A 21,244-nucleotide genomic window follows, 5' to 3' on the forward strand; every position below is an offset into this window, starting at 1 on the left:
TTATCATAGTAATTATTAAAGATTTACTTAATGAACAAGCGTAAGCTAAGTTTCTGGGAAATTTGGAACATGAGTTTCGGTTTTCTGGGAATACAATTCGGGTTTGCATTGCAAGGCGGATTCATGTCTAGAATTTTTCAGACGTTAGGAGCAGAAATCCATGATATTCCAATCATGTGGATTGCAGCACCATTAACCGGTTTATTAGTGCAACCCGTTATAGGATATTTAAGTGATAGAACTTGGAACCCTAGATGGGGAAGAAGAAGACCTTATTTTCTAATCGGAGCTATTTTTAGTTCTATAGCCCTATTTTTTGTACCGCACTCTCCAGCTTTGTGGGTAGCAGCTGGTTTTCTATGGATTTTAGATGCTTCTATTAATATTTCAATGGAACCTTTTAGAGCTTTAGTTGCGGATAAGTTGCCAGAATCACAAAGATCTTATGGATTTGTAATTCAAACATTAATTATTGGTATAGGTACGTGGATAGCTAGTAATCTTCCTTGGATGGTTTCTCAGTTAGGTGTTAGTGATTCTGCAGCTAATGGAGTTGTTCCGATGTCAGTAAAGGTTGCTTTTGCAATAGGAGCTTTTGTTTTTCTTATAAGTATCTTATATACTGTTTTTACAACTACAGAATATCCTCCAGAGGATATGGAAGAGTTTAAAAGGGAAAAAGAAAAGAAAAATCAATTTATTCCTGATATTTTGAATAATATAGGGAGTATGCCATTAACAATGAAAAAACTCGGACTAGTTCAGTTTTTTAGTTGGTTTGCTTTTTTTACTATGTGGAGTTTAACTAATCCTGCATTAACAGAACATGTTTTTAAAACACCTGCACCAGTAGAAGCTAATTATAATATGGATTCAGAAGAATCTGTAAATGAATTTCAGATAGCTAATACAGCATTTCAAAAATCATCAAATGAAGTGGGGAAATATATGGGGGTTTATGGATTATCATCAATGGCTTTTGCTTTGATCTTGGCTTTTTATACTTCTAGAAGGAGGATTAATAGAAAGCTAGTACACCTTTTTTCATTAGTATTAGGTGGAGTAGGTTTTATATCTATGTATTTTATACCATCCCCATCTTGGTTGATACTTTCTTTTACGCTAATAGGTTTTTCTTGGGGTAGTATTTTATCAATGCCATATGCGATGTTATCCAGTTCGGTTGATCCTAAAAAAATGGGAGTCATTATGGGTATTTTTAATATGTTTATTGTTATACCGCAGGTGATAGCTGCTTTGGGAGGAATAAATTACACATATAAACTTATAGGAGAAGAAACAATTAACGCAATGATAGTAGCAGGAATTAGTCTAATTATAGCTGGTTTTTGTAACTTGTTGATTACTAACAAAGATGCTATCACATATAACCCAAAATAAATTTAGAATGACAAAAAAAGCATTCATATTTGATCTTGATGGTGTCATAGTGGACACTGCAAAATATCATTTTCTAGCATGGCAAAATTTAGCCAATGGTCTTGATATTTCTTTTTCTGAAGAACAAAATGAACAACTAAAAGGAGTTAGCCGAGTACGATCTTTAGAAAAAATTTTAGAATGGGGTAATAAAACCATTTCTGAACAAGAATTTACGGCCTTGATGGCTAAAAAGAACGAGGAGTATTTAAATTACATAGAAACCATGGACACTTCAGAAGTTCTTCCAGATGTGCCAAGAGTTTTAGATTATCTTTTAACCGAAGATCAAGCTGTTGCTCTTGGATCTGCTAGTAAAAATGCAAGAATCATTCTCGATAAAGTATTGCTTAGAGATAAGTTTCATGCTATCGTTGATGGAACAGATGTTTCTAAAGCGAAGCCAGATCCAGAAGTGTTTTTAATTGGAGCGCAAAAATTAGGAGTAGACCCTAAAGATTGTGTTGTTTTTGAAGACTCAGTTGCAGGCATTCAAGCTGCTAATGTTGCTAATATGGTGAGTATTGGTATTGGGGATCCAAAAGTACTTCACGAAGCAGATTATGTATTTAAAAATTTTACAGAAATAAAAGAAGAGTTCATTAACCAATTAGTTACAACCAGAAAAAATTAAGAATAATTCGGAATATCAAGCAAAGTATTCTACTGGATGTTTTGCTTGGTGTTTCAATCAACTAAAAATAAAAAAGAGAACCGATGAATCAGGATTATATTAAACCAGATAACTGGTCTATAATTGAAGAAGGATTTGATGTTGAACGAGTTAAATCCTCAGAGAGTCTTTTTAGTATAGGTAACGGAGCCATGGGGCAACGTGCAAATTTTGAAGAGACATATACAGGCCCTACTTTTCAGGGAAGTTATATCGCAGGAGTATATTATCCTGATAAAACCAGAGTTGGTTGGTGGAAAAATGGATATCCAGAATATTTTGCAAAAGTGTTAAATGCACCTAATTGGATTGGAATTGATGTAGAGATTAATGGAGAAAAACTAAACCTTCATAAATGTAAAACTGTATCAGATTTTCGTAGAGAACTTAATATGAAAGAAGGTTGGTATCAACGTTCTTTTAAAGCAGTTTTAGGAAATAATACGGAGATATTAGTAAAATCTACAAGGTTCTTAAGTTTGGATTTAGATGAGGTTGGTGCTATTAAATATGAAGTTACTCCTCTTAATAAAGAAGCTATAGTTCTTTTTACCCCTTATTTAGATGCTGGAATCACAAATGAAGATACCAATTGGGACGATAAATTTTGGGATACATATGAAGTATCTCATAAAGGAAACGCAGCGTACATATCTTCAAAAACAATGAAAACAGAGTTCCATGTGTGCTCTGGAATGCTTAATCAGTTGTTTTTAAATGGTAAAAAACAAGATGTTTATCCTACTGTGGAAACAAACAAAACATATGCAAGTCTTAAGTATGAAGTAAGAGTAGAAAAAGGCCAAACTACGGAACTACATAAGTTTGGTGGTTATACTGTTTCCTTAAATCATAAGCAAGAGGACATAGCATCTGCTAGTGCTGCAGTTTTAAAACAAGCTTCTGATTCTGGATTTGATGCTTTGTTGGATTTACAGAAGAAAGCTTGGTCTAAAATTTGGGAAATGGCCGATATTGTTATTGAAGGAGACGTAAAAGCTCAACAAGGAATTCGTTTCAATATTTTTCAATTAAATCAGACGTATTTAGGTAAAGATGCACGATTAAATATAGGACCTAAAGGATTCACAGGAGAAAAATATGGAGGAAGTACCTATTGGGATACAGAAGCGTATTGTATACCTTTTTATATGGCTACCAAAAATCAGAACGTAGCTAGAAGCTTATTACAATATCGATACAATCATTTAGATAAGGCGATCGAAAATGCGGAGAAACTTGGATTTACTAATGGAGCTGCATTATATCCAATGGTAACCATGAATGGAGAAGAATGTCATAACGAATGGGAAATTACTTTCGAAGAAATCCATCGAAACGGTGCGATGACATTTGCTATCTTTAACTATCTAAGATATACAGGTGATTATAGTTATATTCCAGAAATGGGATTAGAAGTAATGATAGCAATTGCACGTTTTTGGCATCAGAGAGCTACTTTTTCTACAGATAAAGAAAAATATGTGATACTAGGCGTAACTGGACCGAACGAGTATGAGAACAACATCAATAATAACTGGTATACTAATTATTTAGCAAAATGGTGTATTGAGTATTGTGTTGAAAATATTGAAAAGGTTAAGTCAGAATATGAGATTGATTATAATAGAATTATAGAAAAGACAAAACTTGGCCAAGAAGAAATAAAAGCAATGTTGGAAGTAGCGGAGAAAATGTATTTTCCATATTCCGAAAAACACCAAGTATACTTGCAACAAGATGGATTCTTAGATAAGGAACTTATTACTGTTGATAATCTGGATAAATCGCAAAGGCCTATTAATCAAAAGTGGAGTTGGGATAGAATTCTAAGATCTCCTTATATAAAGCAAGCAGATACCTTGCAAGGTTTCTATATGTTCGAAGATCAATTTACTAAAGAAGAATTGAAACGTCATTTTGATTTTTATGAGCCATTTACAGTTCACGAATCTTCACTTTCACCTTGTGTACATAGTATACAAGCTGCTACTCTTGATAGAATGGATCAGGCATATACGTTCTATTTAAGAACTTCTAGGTTAGATTTAGATGACTATAATAAAGAAGTAGAAGAAGGACTGCATATTACAAGTATGGCAGGAACTTGGATGAGTATTGTAGAAGGTTTTGGAGGGTTAAGAGTAAAGAATGATAGATTGTCATTTACACCTAAAATACCTAAAGAATGGAAAGGCTATGCATTTAATGTGAACTTTAGGAACAGTATATTAAAAGTAAATGTTTCTCAAGATGGTACTACTTTTAACTTAGAAGGAGAACATGAATTATTGATATATGTAGACGGAAAAGAATTTACAATATCTCCGAATAGTTTAATGAGCGTATAATTCATTTATATAAGTGAAATGTAAATACCCCAAAAGCCAAAGTTTTTGGGGTATTTAATTCAATTCTGGTTTTACAACTAAACAAAATATACAAATCAAAATTAAATCAATGAAGAATATATTAACCATGCTTTTTGGGTTAATCGTTTCATTAACCTTTGGGCAGATAGAAAAAATAGAGCCTCCGTTTTGGTGGAGTGGTATGCATTCTAATCAATTACAATTAATGTGTTATGGTAAAGAAATATCTAAATATAATATAGAAATAGAAGGCATAACAATTAATGACGTCACCAAAACAGAAAACCCTAATTATGTTTTTGTAACTGTTGATACTAAAGATGTACCATCTGGTGAAATAGTCATTAAATTTAAAGAGAATAATAAAATTGCTTTTTCAAAATCATATGAATTTAAGAATAGAAGAAAAGGTTCGGCAGATCGAAAAGGATTTGATAGCAGTGATGTAATGTATCTAATTATGCCAGATCGTTTTGCCAATGGTAATCCAGATAATGATTCTCAGAAGGATACTGTAGAAAAAGCAGATCGTTCTAATCCAGGAGGACGTCATGGGGGGGATATACAGGGAGTGATAGATCATTTAGATTATTTATATGATTTAGGAGCAACTGCACTTTGGAGTACACCTTTATTAGAAGATAATGAACCTGTTTATTCCTATCATACGTATGCACAGAGTGATCTTTATAAAATAGATCCAAGATATGGAACTAACGAAGATTATAAAAAGTTAGCTGATGAAATGCATAAGTTGGATATGAAGTTAATTATGGATTATGTAACAAATCATTGGGGATCAAAACATTGGATGATTCGAGATTTGCCAACGAAAGATTGGATTCATCAGTGGCCTGAGGGTTTTAGAAGAAGTAATTACAGAATGACGACTCAGTTTGATACCAATGCTTCTGCAATTGATGCAAAAGGATGTATGGATGGATGGTTTGATACTACAATGCCTGATATGAATCAAAGCAATCCATTACTTCTTAATTATATAACTCAAAATGCAATTTGGTGGATAGAATATGCAGATTTGGATGGTTTTAGGGTGGATACATATTCCTATAATGATAAAGTAGGAATTGCAAAATGGACCAAAGCGATTATGGATGAGTATCCTAAATTTAATATAGTAGGAGAAGTTTGGATGCATGATCAAGCGCAGATGGCGTATTGGCAAAAAGACAGTAAAATAGGAGCAATTGATAACTACAATTCATATTTACCTTCGGTTATGGATTTTACGCTTCATGATGCGGTAACCGTTATGTTTGATGAAGATGGTAACTCTTGGGATAAAGGGATGATTAGAGCCTATGAAAACTTTACTAATGATTTTTTATACCCTGATATTGATAATATATTATTGTTTGCAGGTAACCATGATACGAATAGAATCAATGAGATTTATCAGAGTGATATTAATAAATATAAGATGGTAATGACCCTAATTTTTACTACCAGAGGTATTCCTCAGATCTATTACGGAGATGAAATAGGAATGTTAGGTAATAGAGATAAAAAAGGCGATGGTGATATTCGTAGAGATTTTCCTGGCGGATGGCCTGATGATACAAGAAGTGCATTTGTTTCAGAAACCACTAAAGGTAAAACAAAAGGGAGAACGCAAGATGAAGAAGCATTTCATTTATTTACAAAAAAGGTGTTAAACTGGAGAAAAACAAGCAATGCTATTCATAATGGAGAATTATTACAATATATACCCTTTAATAATGTGTATGTGTATTTCAGGTATACTGAAAAAGAAAGGGTAATGGTTATTATTAATAATAATTCCGAGAATCAGGAACTTGATATGAATCGCTTTAAAGAAGGGTTGAGTAGTTTCAAGACGGGGAAAGATATCATTACTGATAATATAATAGATGTTAGCGAAAATATAATTGTTGCTGCTAAAACATCAATGATCATAACATTACAATAAACTTAAAAAATAAAATTATAAATAATGAGAAAAGTAACTTTCTGTCTTGTCCTTGCAGGTATGATAATTTCCTGTGGTAAGCAAAAAAAAGAAGAAACAGTTGCAAAAGCAGAAACTGTTGTAGAAGAAGTAAGTAAAGGATTAGCTGCTGTTAGTGGCGCTATGATGGAAAATGCGGTGATATATGAAGCAAATATTCGTCAATATTCTGAAGAAGGATCTTTCAAAGCTTTTACTAAGGATATCCCTACTTTAAAAAACCTTGGTATAAAAATACTTTGGGTTATGCCTATTTATCCAATATCTACTACCAAAAGTAAGGGATCACTAGGTAGTTATTATGCGATTTCTGATTACACCAAAGTAAATCCAGAATTTGGAACCTTAGAAGATTTTAGAGAACTTGTGAAAACAGCACATGATAATGGAATTTATGTTGTGTTAGATTGGGTAGCAAATCATACCGGATGGGATCATGTTTGGTTAAAAGAACACCCTGAATTTTATACTAAAAATGATAAAGGAGAAATTACGCATACTGTAGGTACTGATTGGACGGATGTTGCAGACCTTGATTATGATAATGAAGATATGAGAAAAGGAATGTTAGATGCAATGAAGTATTGGGTAGAGCAAGAAGGAGTGGATGGTTTTCGTTGTGACGTAGCTGGGATGGTACCTGTTGATTTTTGGAATAACACAGTTACAGAACTTAAGAAAATTAAACCAGTATTTATGTTAGCAGAAGGCTGGGAACCAGAATTAATGGAAAAAGCATTCGATATGGGGTATGGATGGGATACGCATCACGTAATGAATCATATCGCTAAAGGAGAAAATACTGTAGAAGCTTGGGATAAAAGAATGGTACAAGTGGATTCTATGTATGCTAAAGACGATATCTTAATGAACTTTACCTCCAATCACGATGAGAATTCTTGGAATGGGACTGTGCAAGAAAGAATGGGTGATTCTAAAGAATTATTTGCTGCATTATCATATTTAGCTCCTGGAATGCCGTTAATTTATTCTGGACAAGAATATGATATGGATAAGCGTTTATTGTTTTTTGAAAAGGATACCATTATCAAAAAGAAAGGAGTGTTCTACCCATTATATGAAAAATTAGGAAAGCTTAAAAATGAAAACTCAGCATTACATGGAGGTAAAAATGCAGCTTCATACAATAGAATTAAAACTTCAGCAGATACTAAAGTGTTGGCTTTTGAAAGGGAAAAAAATGGAGATAAAGTTGTTTTCGTTGCAAATATGACAAAAAAACCGGTAACGTTTACAGCAGAATATGAGGGCAAATTTAAAGATTATCTTACGGGAGAATATATAGATAGTGTTAAAGGAAAAGAATATGAGTTAAATTCTTGGCAGTATTTGATATTGATTCAGGAATAGAGTTTTTTAAAACTTTTACTTTTTACAAAATAGTTGCTAAAAGGTTGCTTAATTAATTTGGGGTATGAAAAGGTTGCTAAATTTTAATAGAAGGTTATAAAATGATATAATTTATCATTTCATGTTATTATTGAGTTAATTAAGGGAAAATTCCCTTAGTTCAATGGTGCTTCCGTAAATAAGTATGTGTCGATTTAAGTAATTTTAAAGAATAAAGATTTAGTTAAATCTATGTTCTATTAATTAAAATTCATTTTAAAACCACACAATTATGAAAACTTTTTTATTCTCTTTTTTGTTGATTTTTGGTTATTCGACTTCTAATGCCCAAATAAAAATTGGTCAAGGGGTTACTTCACCAGCTGATTGGGTAGATTATAATACCACAGGTATATATGTTGATGTCGATACAAAATCTTGTGAGTTTACAACGACCCCTCATTATTTGGTAACATTAGAATCTATTAGTAATAAAGGATTTCATTGGTATATATCGGGTGTGCCTTCTGTTTATAACGCTACTTCTACAGGTTTCAGGGTGTATTTAAGATGGACCGATGCTCCTAGTGATTTACCAACAGTTGGGTCTTTAAATTTTCCAAACCCTCTTAGAGCAAGTACTGCTGCAGATCGAGATTGGGTAATCCGTTGGACGGCAATTGAAATGCAAGATTGCAGCTCATCTAGATTAGAAAATAATGAATTGAGCAAAGTCTTTTCAGGTGCTTTCGGACCTGAGGGTGATATGTTATCTTCTGATAAGAAAGAAAATGGAATAGGTAATCATTCTGAAAATGATTTAAAAGTATTTCCAATTCCAGGTAATAAAGTAATTAAAGTACAATCAAAGGGAGAGGTAAACAAGTATGAAATTTATGATCTAAACTCCAGATTGTTGGGAACATACTATAATAATACTATTAATATTGAAAAATTTCCAAAAGGAAATTACATATTAAAGACATTTATGAAGAGTGGCGAAGTGATTACTAAGCAGTTTATAAAATAGTCCTATAATTATATATATAATTTTAGCGCTTAAATTTAAAAAACGACCTATGAGAATAGGTCGTTTTTTGTTTTTCTTTAAGTTTGAAGAGTAGAATAGTATCGTTCAGATATTATTTTTATAATTTTATTATTCGTCTCGTTGTCTGTTTTTCATTGGTCTGTATATTGAATATATAGATACCAGATTCTAATACTGATAGATCAAATGTGTTTTTAGTTGTTTCTAGTACTTTTTTACCACTGTAATCAAAGACAGTAACTAGTTCTATAGGAATACTTATATATACTTTGCCTTTAGTTGGATTTGGATATATGATAAATGTATCCTCTTCAAATTCTTCTGTACTGAGTAGCTCGTCATAGGTAATACTAAATTCTACAGCTGATAGATTCCCATCGCCAGAAACACTATTGGCTATATTAGCACCAATGTTTAACGTGATAACTCCGGTTGTAGTGGGAATAACCTGAACATTATATATTGCATCAGAACCAGAAAAATTAGTAAGTGATCCATTAGTAATAGTGATATCGTTAATATCGAAATTTAATACATTCTCAGAAAATGTTATGCTAATAGGAATAGGATTAGTTGCCGTTGGAGAACTTTCGGTAGAAGTAATAATTACTGTTGGTTCGTCATTGGCACTAGTAACAGTAATCATAAATGTTTGATCCGCAGAAGTATCAACTCCTCCGTTAGCAGTTCCTCCATCATCAGATAGGTTTACCGTAACCGTTGCACTTCCAAAAGCATTTGCAGCTGGAGTATAGGTTAAATTTCCAGTTGCATTTATTGTAGGTTGACTGCTAAATAACGTATTGTTATCATTAGTTACATTAAAACTAAGTGTTTGTGTATCTCCATCTCCATCATTAATAGCAGAAGCAAATCCATTTACAGTTTGCGCACCAGAATCCTCTACAACTGTTTGATCAGGACTAGTAAGTAAAGAAAAGCTAGGAACATCATTTACCGGATTAATAGTAATCATAAATGTTTGATCCGCAGAAGTATCAATTCCCCCATTTGCAGTTCCCTCATCATCAGATAGGTTTACGGTAACCGTTGTACTTCCAAAAGCATTTGTAGCTGGAGTATAAGTTAGATTTCCAGTTACATCTATTGCTGGTTGACTACTGAACAATGCATTGTTATCATTAGTTATATTAAAAGTAAGTGTTTGCGTATTTCCATCTCCATCATCAATAGCAGAAGCAAATCCATTTACAGTTTGCGCACCAGAATCCTCTAGAACTGTTTGATCAGGGCTAGCAAGTAAAGAAAAGCTAGGAGCATCATTTACCGGATTAATAGTAATCATAAATGTTTGATCCGCAGAAGTATCAATTCCTCCGTTTGCAGTTCCTCCATCATCAGATAGGTTTACAGTAACCAATGCTGTTCCAATTGCATTTGCAGCTGGAGTATAAGTTAGATTTCCAGTTACATCTATTGCTGGTTGACTACTAAATAAGGCATTGTTATCATTAGTTACATTAAAACTAAGTGTTTGTGTATTTCCGTCACCATCATCAATAGCAGAAGCAAATCCATTTACAGTTTGCGCACCAGAATCCTCTAGAACTGTTTGATCAGGGCTAGCAAGTAAAGAAAAGCTAGGAGCATCATTTACCGGATTAATAGTAATCATAAATGTTTGATCCGCAGAAGTATCGATTCCTCCGTTTGCAGTTCCCCCATCATCAGATAGGTTTACAGTAACGGTTGTACTTCCAAAAGCATTTGCAGCTGGAGTATAGGTTAGATTTCCAGTTACATCTATTGTAGGTTGACTACTGAATAACGTATTATTGTCATTAGTTACATTAAAAGTAAGTGTTTGCGTATTTCCATCTCCATCATCAATACTAGAAGCAAATCCATTTACGGTTTGCGCACCAGAATCTTCTAGAATTGTTTGATCGGGACTAGTAGGGAGTGAAAAACTTGGAGCCGAATTAGAAGGAATAGTGTTTATAGTGTAGTTGTCTGATTCTGAAGCAACTCCTGTATTTCCTGCAGCATCTGTGTATCCCGTTCCGACATTAATAATATTTGTGGCATCTTGTATGTTTGGTGTAGGGGTAAATAATCCAGTATATATAGCTAGGTTGGCTGTTACCATAAAGCCTGATAAAACACCATTTTGTACTGTAACATCAGCTGATGTAAATCCTACTGGAACTTCACTAAAAGTAAAGGTTATAGTCGAGGTTTCTCCCATTGTGAGAGCAACATCTGAAAGAGAAATGTTAACTGTTGGAGGTGTTAAATCTCCTAAAAAAGCACTTCCTGTAAAATTACCAATCACATCATCTGGATGTGTATAGTTTCCAAAACTCCAATTATTTACAGAATCATATATTTGAATTAAACAATCCCCTATTGTGCTATTACAAGTGGTGGGACCCGTGTAAATACCTTGATCAGAAATTAATAAAATCTGAGCGCTAGATAAGCCTGTGTTTGTTGTAACAAAAGGAAAACCATTATCACCATCTATAGCGGATAGAAAAACACCAGGAGTTGCTCTTGTTCCTGTTACTGCTACAATATCTTCTGCTGCAGCCAAATCAAATCCAGCATTGATTTCATCAACAATACCTATGGAAGCCATTTCGGTATTTCCATCTGCATCTGTAATATTGATAACTGTTCCAGCATCAATAGTGCTACCAGTATTGTTAGTCCAGATTAAATCTCCTTCATTTATGGGACTCGAAAATTGAGTTCCATCCCATTCTTCATCTATAAATGTTATCGTAGTTCCGTTGATGGCATCGTCTAATAAAATAAAAGAAAATCCATCTTCTTGATCTGCACCTCCATTATCTGTGTGAAAAGCTACAAAGGCAATATCACCTGGGGCATCTATTAAATTGTTTTGGTTTTGTGAGAAAGCTTTGAATGAAATAAGTATTACTATTGACAAAGCTAGTATAAGTGGCTTTTTTTCCATGTCAAAATGAAATTAATTTGGGTGAATTATGACTTTTTGTACCTGTAAAGATACTAAATATGAATGAGGCAAGTATGCTTATTACGGTATCTCGACTTTAATTGTTAGTTTATATAAGTTTTGTGAATACCAAAATCAGGGATAAATTATTTTGCCATAATACTTTTTTCTTAACTTATTTCATGAAAATGTGTTAAAACCATACATTTTTTGTCAGTAATTACTGAATTTATTAACCGAAAACGTTTTAGATTTTTGGTAAATTAGGTTATTGTGGTCAATAACAATAGATTTGACTTCAATGACAAAGAAAGTAAAAAATATCGCTGTACTTACTTCTGGAGGAGATGCTCCAGGAATGAATGCTGCCATAAGGGCGGTAGTTCGTGCGTGTAGTTATTATCAGGTAGATTGTTTCGGCGTTTATAAGGGGTATGAAGGCCTTATTCACAATGAAATGGAAAAACTGAACGCACGTTCGGTAAGGAATATTATAAATAAAGGAGGAACTTTTCTTAAATCAGCTCGTTCTAAAGATTTTCGTACAGAAGAAGGAAGAAAAAAAGCGTACGATAATTTGGTGAAGAATAATATTGATGCTCTTATTGTAATTGGAGGAGATGGTAGCTTTACAGGTGCGTTAAAGCTTTCTGAAGAGTTTAGCTTTCCAGTAGTGGGAATTCCTGGAACCATTGATAATGATATCAATGGAACTGATTACACTATAGGGTATGATACTGCTTTAAATACTGTGGTAGAAGCTATAGATAAAATAAGGGATACTGCGAGTTCGCATAATAGACTATTCTTGATTGAGGTAATGGGAAGAGATGCAGGAGATATTGCACTTAATGCAGGAATTGGAGCAGGTGCAGAAGAGATCTTGATTCCAGAAGAAGATATGGGAGTTGATAGACTTATAGAATCTTTGAAGAAAAGTAAAAAAACAGGTAAAACTTCTAGTATTATAGTTGTAGCAGAAGGAGATAAATCCGGAAAGAATATTTTTGAGTTAGGAGAATATGTAGAGGAAAACCTAGCAGATTATGAGGTTAGAGTTTCTGTATTAGGTCATATACAGAGAGGTGGATCACCCAGTTGTTATGACCGAGTTCTAGCAAGTAAGTTGGGAGTGGGGGCTGTAGAGACTTTATTAGAAGGGAAAAGTGAGGTAATGATAGGAATCGTTCATAAAAAAGTACAAATAGTTCCTTTAACAACCGCTTTAGGAAAAAGAACACACAAACACGATAGATTAATTAAAGTTGCTGATATTACTTCAGTATAAATATAACCACGTTTTAAATCAAAAACAACTAAATTATTAAGTATGAGTACGTTAAAAATTGGAATTAACGGTTTCGGTAGAATTGGAAGAATCGCATTTAGAATTGCTTCTAAGCGCGAGAATGTAGAAATAGTAGCTATTAACGATTTGTTAGATGTAAATCATTTAGCTTATTTATTGGAGTACGATTCTGTACACGGAAAATATGATGGTACTATTGCTGTAGAAAATGGAAACCTTGTAGTAAATGGTAAAGCTATTCGTGTTACTGCAGAAAGAAATCCTGAAGAATTAAAATGGGATGCAGCTGGAGTTGATGTGGTGATGGATTGTACAGGTATCTTTACAACATTAGATAAAGCCGGCGCTCATTTAAAGGCAGGTGCTAAAAAAGTTGTTATTTCTGCACCTTCTGCAGATGCACCAATGTTTGTTATGGGTGTAAACCATACAGAAGCTAAAGCAACAGATACAATTGTTTCTAATGCTTCTTGTACTACAAATTGTTTAGCTCCTTTAGCTAAAGTAATTAATGATAATTTTGGAATAGAAGAAGGCTTAATGACTACAGTTCATGCCGCAACTGCAACACAAGCAGTGGTTGATGCTCCTTCTAAAAAGAATTTTAGACTAGGACGTTCTTCATTGAATAATATTATACCATCTTCTACTGGAGCTGCGAAAGCCGTTGGTAAAGTTATACCAGAATTAAATGGTAAACTTACTGGTATGGCATTTAGAGTTCCTACAGCGGATGTTTCTGTTGTAGATCTTACGGTAAAAACAAAGAAATCTGTATCTTATGAAGACCTGAAAGCTGTTGTTAAAAAAGCTTCAGAAAATGAATTAAAGGGTGTTTTAGCATATACAGATGAGGATGTGGTATCTCAAGATTTTGTAGGAGAAGACCATACATCTACTTTTGATGCTGGAGCTGGAATTGCTTTAAATGACAATTTCTTTAAGTTAGTATCTTGGTACGATAATGAATATGGATATTCTTCTAAATTGGTAGACCTTTCATCTTATGTAGGTAATCTATAGTGAGTAATATAGTATATTGCCTCGATTTTAAACGTAATCGAGGTTTTTTAGCTGACTGCAACACACACACAACAAACATATTTTTAAAATGATTTTATTAGCTGACGGTGGTTCCACTAAATGTGATTGGATTCTTCTTGATGAAGAAGGAGAAATTGTGTTTAAAACTCGTACAGAGGGTTTAAACCCTGCTGTATTTAGTAAATCTTTATTAGAAGAGAGACTTAAGGACAATGAACAACTTGCCTCTTATCGAAATAAGATAGATCGGGTACATTTTTATGGCGCTGGTTGTGGGACTAATAAGCCAACTCAGATGTTGGCAAAGATTTTTGAGGATTACTTTTCTAATGCAAATGATATTCTCGTTAAAGAAGATATGGTTGCAGCTGTCTATGCTGCTACTACAGAACCTGGGATTGTTTGTATTTTAGGTACCGGATCTAATAGTTGTTATTTTGATGGTGATGAAATAAAAATGACGGTAGATTCTTTGGGGTATATTTTGATGGATGAAGCCAGTGGAAATTACTTTGGAAAACGATTAATTAGAGATTACTATTATAAAAGAATGCCACCAGAAGTAGCAGGAGAATTTGAAAAACGTTTTGATCTTTCTTCTGATAGTATAAAAGAAAATTTATACAAAAAGGAAAATCCAAATACGTATTTAGCTTCTTTTGCAGAATTCATTTTTACAAGTGAACGTAATGGATATTTTTATAAAATTATTACAGAAGGGATACAAGAATTTGTAGAAACAAGAGTATTATGTTTTCCTGAAGCTCAGAATGTTCCAGTACATTTTATTGGATCTATAGCGCACTTTAGTGAAGATATTATTAGAGCAGCAGTTTGGCCATATCATTTAACAGTAGGTAATATCGTTAGAAGACCTATCGATGGTATTATAGATTATTACAGAAATGATGTAATAAAAAAGAAACCAAATAATGTTTAGATAAAAAAATGAGAGGGAGAAATCAATGATAATGTTCTAATATTATCAAGTTTTCTCCTTTTTCCATTTTCCATAAACTGGCAACAAAAAAGTATCCATCCTTAAAGTCTTCGTAGTCACAACCTACAAAATAATCATCATCATCTTTGATGATCTTTTCGCAGATGTGTTGTTCCATTTTGTCTTCCCAGAAATTTTGATTTTCTTTTTTTTCAATCCAATTAATAATATCTCTTTCTGAGATAATACCTAGTTGGGTATTTTTATCTTTAATCAGTTCGTAAACCTCTTTCTCCTTAAGATATTTAATGAACTCTTTACTAATGATTTCTTCTTTCCAAATTTTTTTGGAATCCCAATTCATTAGATATTTCGTGTTTTCCTTACTTACTTTCACTCTTTTCGTTTGGGGGATAAATACAAAGTAAAAGTATATAATTTTATTTATTAAAATTATAATTTAGACTAATTCTTGTTCCTTTTCCTGGTGCGGAACTTATAAAAATTCTACCATCTATATAATTCATTCTTTCTTTCATAAAAAATAGGCCCATTCCACCTTCTGCATTATTCTTTGGTTTGTTAGGAATTTTAGTTAAATCAAATCCTTTTCCGTTATCGTTTATGGTAATACTTAATATGGATTCTGAACTATTAATAGATATTAGTATGTAGTCTGATTTAGCGTATTTAATAGCGTTGTTAACAGCCTCTTGCGTAACTCGATATAGATTAGTTTCAACTAAAGAATCAAAACGAAGTTCAGTATTCGATTTATCTTCTAAAATGATGTTCTTACTAGTTAGTTTTGTGAGTTCTTTTGCCATTTTTTGTAAAGCAATACTAATTCCATAGTCTTTTAATTCAGGAGGAGTAAGGTTAAATGTTGCTGTTCTAATTCCAAGAATTAAATCTTTAGATAGTTGTTTAAGGCCTTCTATTTTTTGATTTGTTTTTTCAATATTATTTGTGTTTATTGATTCTATATTAAATTTTAAAGCAGTAAGCATTTGCCCAATACTATCATGTATTTCTTTTGCAATTCGCTTTCTCTCTTCTTCTTGGGCTTCTACAATTAAACTAGCATTAGATTTTTGTAATTCCTCCTTTTGCTGATATTCTAAATCATTTAATCTTTCTATTTCTAGTTGTGCTTCTTTTCTCTTAGAGATATCAGAACAAAGAACTAATCTTTCTGCAGTTCCAGACTCTTTAAAAACATTTAATATTGAAACATCTAGCCACATTTTTTTATCTTCACCAGAAACAAATTCAAACTCTTCATTAAAAACACCTCCCTTATTCTGCGATATGAGTTGAAGCAGTCTATTGGATTGAAGTTCACTTAGTTTCATAAGTTCCGAAAGATTTTTTTGATAGAATTTTTGATCTACATTTAAAACTTTAGCAAAACGTTCTCCTAAGTTTTTTACAATTCCTTGTTCATTAACTCTAGCATATAAAAGGGTTTGATCTAATGCTTTAGTAAGTGATATAAGTTCTTGGACATTTTCATTTTGAATTTTTCTTAGCTTTTCGGCATTAGCAGCCATGTTAGTAGCGTCCTTTTGGGATATTAATAGATTTGAGATTGTTTTTTTAATACTTAAAGCTACCGGTCTAAATAGTAAGAAAAATTCAAAAATTAAAACCAAAATGATGAGGCCGAAAATTATATATTCAATTTTTTTAAGGCTTGATATTTTTTCCTGAGCATCTCTTTCATATCTATAAACAATAGCATCCATTTGTTTAAGAAAAAGAGGCTCGTTAAAAGTTACATTGTCCAGATGTGGTTTTAGTATTTGTTGGTTGACAGAGTCATTTTTAACTAAACTAAGTATCTCCGTGCTATTCTCGTAGATGGTTTCAAAATAAGGCTGTAAAACCAAAAACATTTTTTTTATCTCCGTGCTATCATTTTTTCCTTTAGGTATAGAATCATTATATCTTCTTAATCGCTCGTGAGATGTTTTCCAAAGTTGTATAGTAGCTTCTAATTCTTCAATATACCTTTTTTTAGATATGTTATCCGTGGTATAGCTAAGTAATAGAATTTCTTTAGTTAGTTTCTGACTAAGCATTCGCTGTCTACCAGAAATATTAATAATTTTAGAATCATCTATTTGAGAGTTAAGATACCGTTGGATAAAAAACTGTCCGCCAATGGTAAATAAAGCAATCGCCCCTAATGCAATAATGTAAATCTTACTTAGGCGATTAAATGTTTGATGATCTAATGATTCCAGTTTGTTCAATATGATAAAATTATGCGATGGCTTGCTTAATCAAATCTAATCCTTTTTCTGAATATGATATTTTTAGTGCGGCTTGATGTCCTTTTTCAGACATTTTTCTCCAGGTCTTTTGTAAAATGTCTATGACTTTTTCTGAAGCATGTTTTTTATAAAAATCGGTGTAATAAAATTCTAGAAAAACGAGACATATAACATCTTCTAATATTTGAGTGTCTTCATCTTTTTTTAGTTTCTTTTTTTGAATTAAAAATGAAACTCGATCTATAACTTCTTGATTATAACCTACTTTTTCAAGTATTTCTGAAGCCTTTTTTGCGTGAAATTTTTTAAGTTCTTCACGCCATTTTAAATACCCCACACGATCCATTGGGTAACTGTTTCTAGGGATTTCCCATCTACAGATATGTTGAGCCCTAGCTGCTAACTGAAGTGCTTCTGATGCTTCTGGAGTAAAATTATCCAGTGTTTGACTCATTCGTTGTCCATAGACTAATTCTTTTGCAATAGATATTCCCTGAACGATTTCTTTATTAGGATCATTTGCATTTGATGCATCAATGATAGAGAATGCTTCGGTTATTTTTAAGGTTGGCATAAAAGTAATATTATTAGAATACTTGCTAAAGTAATGTTTTTTAGCAATAAAATTCTTTATTCTTCGAAGCCAATAAAAACGTTGTCATTTTCTACTTTTATTGGATAGATTGCAATGGGAGGTAAATCACCATTTAGATTTTCTCCAGTTTCTAAAGAAAAAGTTTTTTTATGAAGAGGACAAGCAACTTTGGGTATCCCGTTATGGTCTCCAATCATTCCTCTGCTTAAAACCATCTCGTTTTTTTCAGGTGATAAGTTTTGGCATGCATACCAGTTGTTTAATCTCTCAAAATTAAATACTGCAATTTGCAAATCTTTATATTTAATACAAGCCCCTCCATCTTTTGGAAAAGCATGAATTGACGCCGCTTTAAACCAAATTTTTACATCTTCTAATTTGATGGTTTTGTATTTGTTTAGAATTTCTTCCATTTAATTTTAATTATAAGCTATTTATTACTTCCAAGGTTCAGGCATTTTTTGTTCTCTTAAAGGGACAAAAACAATATTATCGTCTTCTTCTTTGCTATTTACAAAGTGATTAAAGCGTTTCATTATTTCAGGATCATTAACAGCTTGGGTCCACTCACATTTATACTTGTTAACCAAGGTTTTCATTTCGTTTTCTAAATCTTCAACGATACCGAGCTTATCATCAATAATAACTTCTTTTAAATAATCTAACCCTCCTTCTAGACGTTCTTGCCATGCAGCAGTTCTTTGTAATGGTTTTGCTGTACGCATATAAAACATTAAGTATCTATCTAGATATTTTATTACAGTTTCATTATCAATTTGTTCTGCAAATAATTCTGCGTGTCTTGGTGTAGCTCCGCCATTTCCACCTACATATAAATTCCAGCCACCTTCTACAGCAATTAATCCAAAGTCTTTTCCACGTGCTTCTGCACATTCACGTATACATCCAGAAACTCCACCTTTAATTTTGTGCGGAGCTCTAATTCCTCTGTAACGATTCTCTAGTTCAATACCAAAACTTACACTTTCGTCCATTCCATAACGACACCAGGTTGAACCAACACAGGTTTTTACCGTTCTTAATGACTTCCCGTAGGCGTGACCACTTTCAAAACCATGGTCAATTAGATCTTTCCATATTAAAGGCAATTGGTTTACAGTAGCACCGAATAAGTCGATACGCACCCCACCAGTTACCTTAGTATATAAATCATATTTTTTAGCGATTTCTCCAAGTGCGATAAGTTTTTCTGGAGTAATTTCTCCTCCGGGTACTCTAGGAACTACAGAATATGTTCCATTTCGCTGTATATTGGCTAAGAAGCGATCATTAGAATCTTGAATAGCGTATTCTTCATTCGCGGTATCAGCATGAATAGTGGCCATTAAAGAAGCGACGAGTGGTTTGCATAATTCACAACCGTGACCACCATTTCCGTGATTATCTAATACCTCATTAAATGTAGTGTATCCTTTTACTTGGATTATTTTATATAAATCTTGTCTACTTAGATCAAAATGCTCACAAACCCCTTCTTTAACCTCTATACCTAATGATTTTAAGGTAGCATTGGTTAAGTCAGTTACCATAGGTTTGCAACCACCACAACCAGTTCCTGCTTTAGTACAACTAATTACTCCTGCAACATCTGTAGCTTCTCCATTTTCTATAGCGCTACAAATCTGTCCTTTAGTAACACTTTCGCAAGAACAAATTTGAGCTGCATCAGGTAAATCCATTACATCACCTAATAAGCCTCCTTCATCACCTCCACGACTACCTAATATTAGATCTTCTGGTTCTTCAGGAAGTTTCATTCCATTGATATAAATTTGGAATAGAGAATTATAATCAGAGGAATCTCCAATTAAAATTCCACCTAAAAGCTTTTTTCCGTCTTTAGAAATGTTTATTTTTTTATAAATTCCATTTCGTTTATTTTCATATACAATTTCATCAATGTCTTCTTTAGACTGATTAAGAGCGTCTCCAAAACTAGCAACTTCAGTACCGATTAATTTTAATTGCGTAGACATATCAATGGACTCTGGCATTTCTGAATCACCACCTGTAATTTGTTGTACGGCAACTTCCGCCATATCGTATCCAGGAGCTACTAAACCATAAATCATACTATTTAGTAAAGCGCACTCCCCAATAGCAAATATATTTTTATCAGAAGTTTCCATTTTTTGGTTGACAACAATTCCGCCACGAGTTCCAACTTCAAGGCCACATTCTCTTGCAACTTCATCACGTGGACGTATGCCAGCAGAAACAACAAGCATGTCAACTTTTAATTCTGTATCATCAACATATTGTAAGCCTTCGATTGCTTTTTCACCTTGAAGAAATTGTGTTTGTTTCGAGAGGTGTACTTTTAAGCCCATGCTTTCAATTTTAGACTGAAGCATATCACTAGCACCTTTATCAAGTTGTCTCGGCATAAGACGAGGAGCAAACTCAACGACATGGGCATTAAGTCCTAAATTTTTAACTGCATTTGCAGCTTCAAGTCCTAATAGACCTCCACCAAGAACAGCAGCTTCAGTTTTTCCTTGAGCTTTTAATTTTTTGGCATATGCTTCTGTTGCTTCAAGATCTTCAATAGTTCTGTAAACAAAAACACCTTCTTTATCAATACCTTCAATTGGCGGAACGAAGGCTGAAGATCCAGTTGCTAATACTAAATAATCATAGGGATAGATATCTCCTCTATGATTCGCTACCGTTTTATCTTCTCGATTAATTTCAGTAATCATTTCCGAGGTATGAAGATCAATATTATTATCTTCATACCAATTAGCAGTAGACATGCTTAAATCTTCGGAAGTTTTACCATCGTAAAATTCGCTAAGATGGACTCTGTCATACGCTCGCCTTGGTTCTTCACCAAAAACTATAAGTTTGTAATCTGTAAATTTTTCTGATGCTGCAAACTTCTCACAGAACTTATAACTTACCATTCCGTTACCTATTACTACTACCTTCTTCATTAGTTACGTATTTATATATCAAAATTAAGTATTAATACGTATTTAAGTAATAAGAATTACGTAATTATCAGTATTGTAAATTAAGAATTTCAAAATAATACATTAAAAAACCTGCGAAACTGATTTCGCAGGTTTTGAATTATGGTATTGTTATTATATGCTATTGTTATTATATGCTATTGTTTTGGTTTTGGACTCCATTTTAAGAAGTTTGGTTTTACAACTAGCATTGCCCATCCCCAGTTTTGTAATCCGCTAGGATCAGCAACTCCTTTTAGAATTTCCATACTATCACCAGCA

General features: G+C 33.0%; 15 protein-coding genes. 9 read left to right on the plus strand and 6 right to left on the minus strand.

Annotated elements, in window-relative coordinates; genetic code table 11:
* Positions 1-30: 30 nt before the first annotated feature.
* The 6 genes from J8L88_RS14050 (at position 31) to J8L88_RS14075 (ending at position 8,855) form a co-directional block, all read left to right on the plus strand.
* A complete protein-coding gene (locus J8L88_RS14050; protein WP_027394060.1) occupies positions 31-1,401 on the plus strand; it encodes an MFS transporter in 1,371 nt (456 codons plus the stop codon).
* A gap of 7 nt (positions 1,402-1,408) precedes the next feature.
* On the plus strand, positions 1,409-2,074 hold the full coding sequence (gene pgmB / locus J8L88_RS14055) for a beta-phosphoglucomutase (RefSeq protein WP_211061020.1): 666 nt from the start codon (positions 1,409-1,411) through the stop codon (positions 2,072-2,074).
* A gap of 83 nt (positions 2,075-2,157) precedes the next feature.
* Positions 2,158-4,464, plus strand: a complete 2,307-nt coding sequence (locus J8L88_RS14060; protein WP_118386712.1) for a glycoside hydrolase family 65 protein — start codon at positions 2,158-2,160, stop codon at positions 4,462-4,464.
* A 109-nt stretch (positions 4,465-4,573) separates the two neighbouring features.
* Positions 4,574-6,436 (plus strand): glycoside hydrolase family 13 protein, encoded by a 1,863-nt coding sequence (locus tag J8L88_RS14065; protein ID WP_211061021.1) that lies wholly within the window; start codon positions 4,574-4,576, stop codon positions 6,434-6,436.
* Positions 6,437-6,460: 24 nt separating this feature from the next.
* Positions 6,461-7,846, plus strand: coding sequence for an alpha-amylase family glycosyl hydrolase (locus tag J8L88_RS14070; RefSeq protein ID WP_211061022.1), 1,386 nt, complete (start codon positions 6,461-6,463; stop codon positions 7,844-7,846).
* Positions 7,847-8,117: 271 nt separating this feature from the next.
* Positions 8,118-8,855, plus strand: coding sequence for a T9SS type A sorting domain-containing protein (locus J8L88_RS14075; protein ID WP_211061023.1), 738 nt, complete (start codon positions 8,118-8,120; stop codon positions 8,853-8,855).
* Positions 8,856-8,973: 118 nt separating this feature from the next.
* Here J8L88_RS14075 and J8L88_RS14080 read toward each other — a convergent pair whose 3' ends face one another.
* On the minus strand, positions 8,974-11,820 hold the full coding sequence (locus tag J8L88_RS14080) for an Ig-like domain-containing protein (protein WP_211061024.1): 2,847 nt from the start codon (positions 11,818-11,820) through the stop codon (positions 8,974-8,976).
* Positions 11,821-12,121: 301 nt separating this feature from the next.
* Between J8L88_RS14080 and pfkA the strand changes: the two genes are divergently transcribed.
* The 3 genes from pfkA (at position 12,122) to J8L88_RS14095 (ending at position 15,113) form a co-directional block, all read left to right on the plus strand.
* Positions 12,122-13,108, plus strand: coding sequence for a 6-phosphofructokinase (gene pfkA / locus J8L88_RS14085; RefSeq protein WP_027394066.1), 987 nt, complete (start codon positions 12,122-12,124; stop codon positions 13,106-13,108).
* Positions 13,109-13,150: 42 nt separating this feature from the next.
* Positions 13,151-14,152 (plus strand): type I glyceraldehyde-3-phosphate dehydrogenase, encoded by a 1,002-nt coding sequence (gap, locus tag J8L88_RS14090; RefSeq protein WP_027394067.1) that lies wholly within the window; start codon positions 13,151-13,153, stop codon positions 14,150-14,152.
* An 88-nt stretch (positions 14,153-14,240) separates the two neighbouring features.
* Positions 14,241-15,113, plus strand: coding sequence for a BadF/BadG/BcrA/BcrD ATPase family protein (locus tag J8L88_RS14095; RefSeq protein ID WP_027394068.1), 873 nt, complete (start codon positions 14,241-14,243; stop codon positions 15,111-15,113).
* A 22-nt stretch (positions 15,114-15,135) separates the two neighbouring features.
* On the opposite strand, the gene J8L88_RS14100 is transcribed toward J8L88_RS14095, so the two are convergent.
* From J8L88_RS14100 to nirB, 5 genes are read right to left on the minus strand one after another with little or no spacing between them, the layout of a single operon-like run.
* Complete coding sequence (locus tag J8L88_RS14100) at positions 15,136-15,510, minus strand: hypothetical protein (RefSeq protein ID WP_120650317.1); 375 nt, start codon at positions 15,508-15,510, stop codon at positions 15,136-15,138.
* 43 nt (positions 15,511-15,553) lie between these two features.
* Positions 15,554-17,371 carry an ATP-binding protein gene (locus J8L88_RS14105; RefSeq protein ID WP_027394070.1) on the minus strand — a complete coding sequence of 606 codons (1,818 nt, stop codon included), beginning with the start codon at positions 17,369-17,371 and terminating at the stop codon, positions 15,554-15,556.
* A 10-nt stretch (positions 17,372-17,381) separates the two neighbouring features.
* The gene (locus tag J8L88_RS14110; protein ID WP_118386704.1) at positions 17,382-17,966 is read right to left on the minus strand and encodes a DUF4202 domain-containing protein; all 585 of its coding nucleotides are present in this window, start codon (positions 17,964-17,966) and stop codon (positions 17,382-17,384) included.
* 56 nt (positions 17,967-18,022) lie between these two features.
* Positions 18,023-18,400, minus strand: a complete 378-nt coding sequence (nirD, locus tag J8L88_RS14115) for a nitrite reductase small subunit NirD (protein WP_027394072.1) — start codon at positions 18,398-18,400, stop codon at positions 18,023-18,025.
* Between the two features lie 24 nt (positions 18,401-18,424).
* The gene (gene nirB, locus J8L88_RS14120) at positions 18,425-20,944 is read right to left on the minus strand and encodes a nitrite reductase large subunit NirB (RefSeq protein ID WP_211061025.1); all 2,520 of its coding nucleotides are present in this window, start codon (positions 20,942-20,944) and stop codon (positions 18,425-18,427) included.
* Positions 20,945-21,244 lie beyond the last annotated feature (300 nt).

The organism is Aquimarina sp. MMG015 (assembly GCF_018100855.1).
Classification (GTDB): Bacteria; Bacteroidota; Bacteroidia; order Flavobacteriales; family Flavobacteriaceae; genus Aquimarina; species Aquimarina latercula.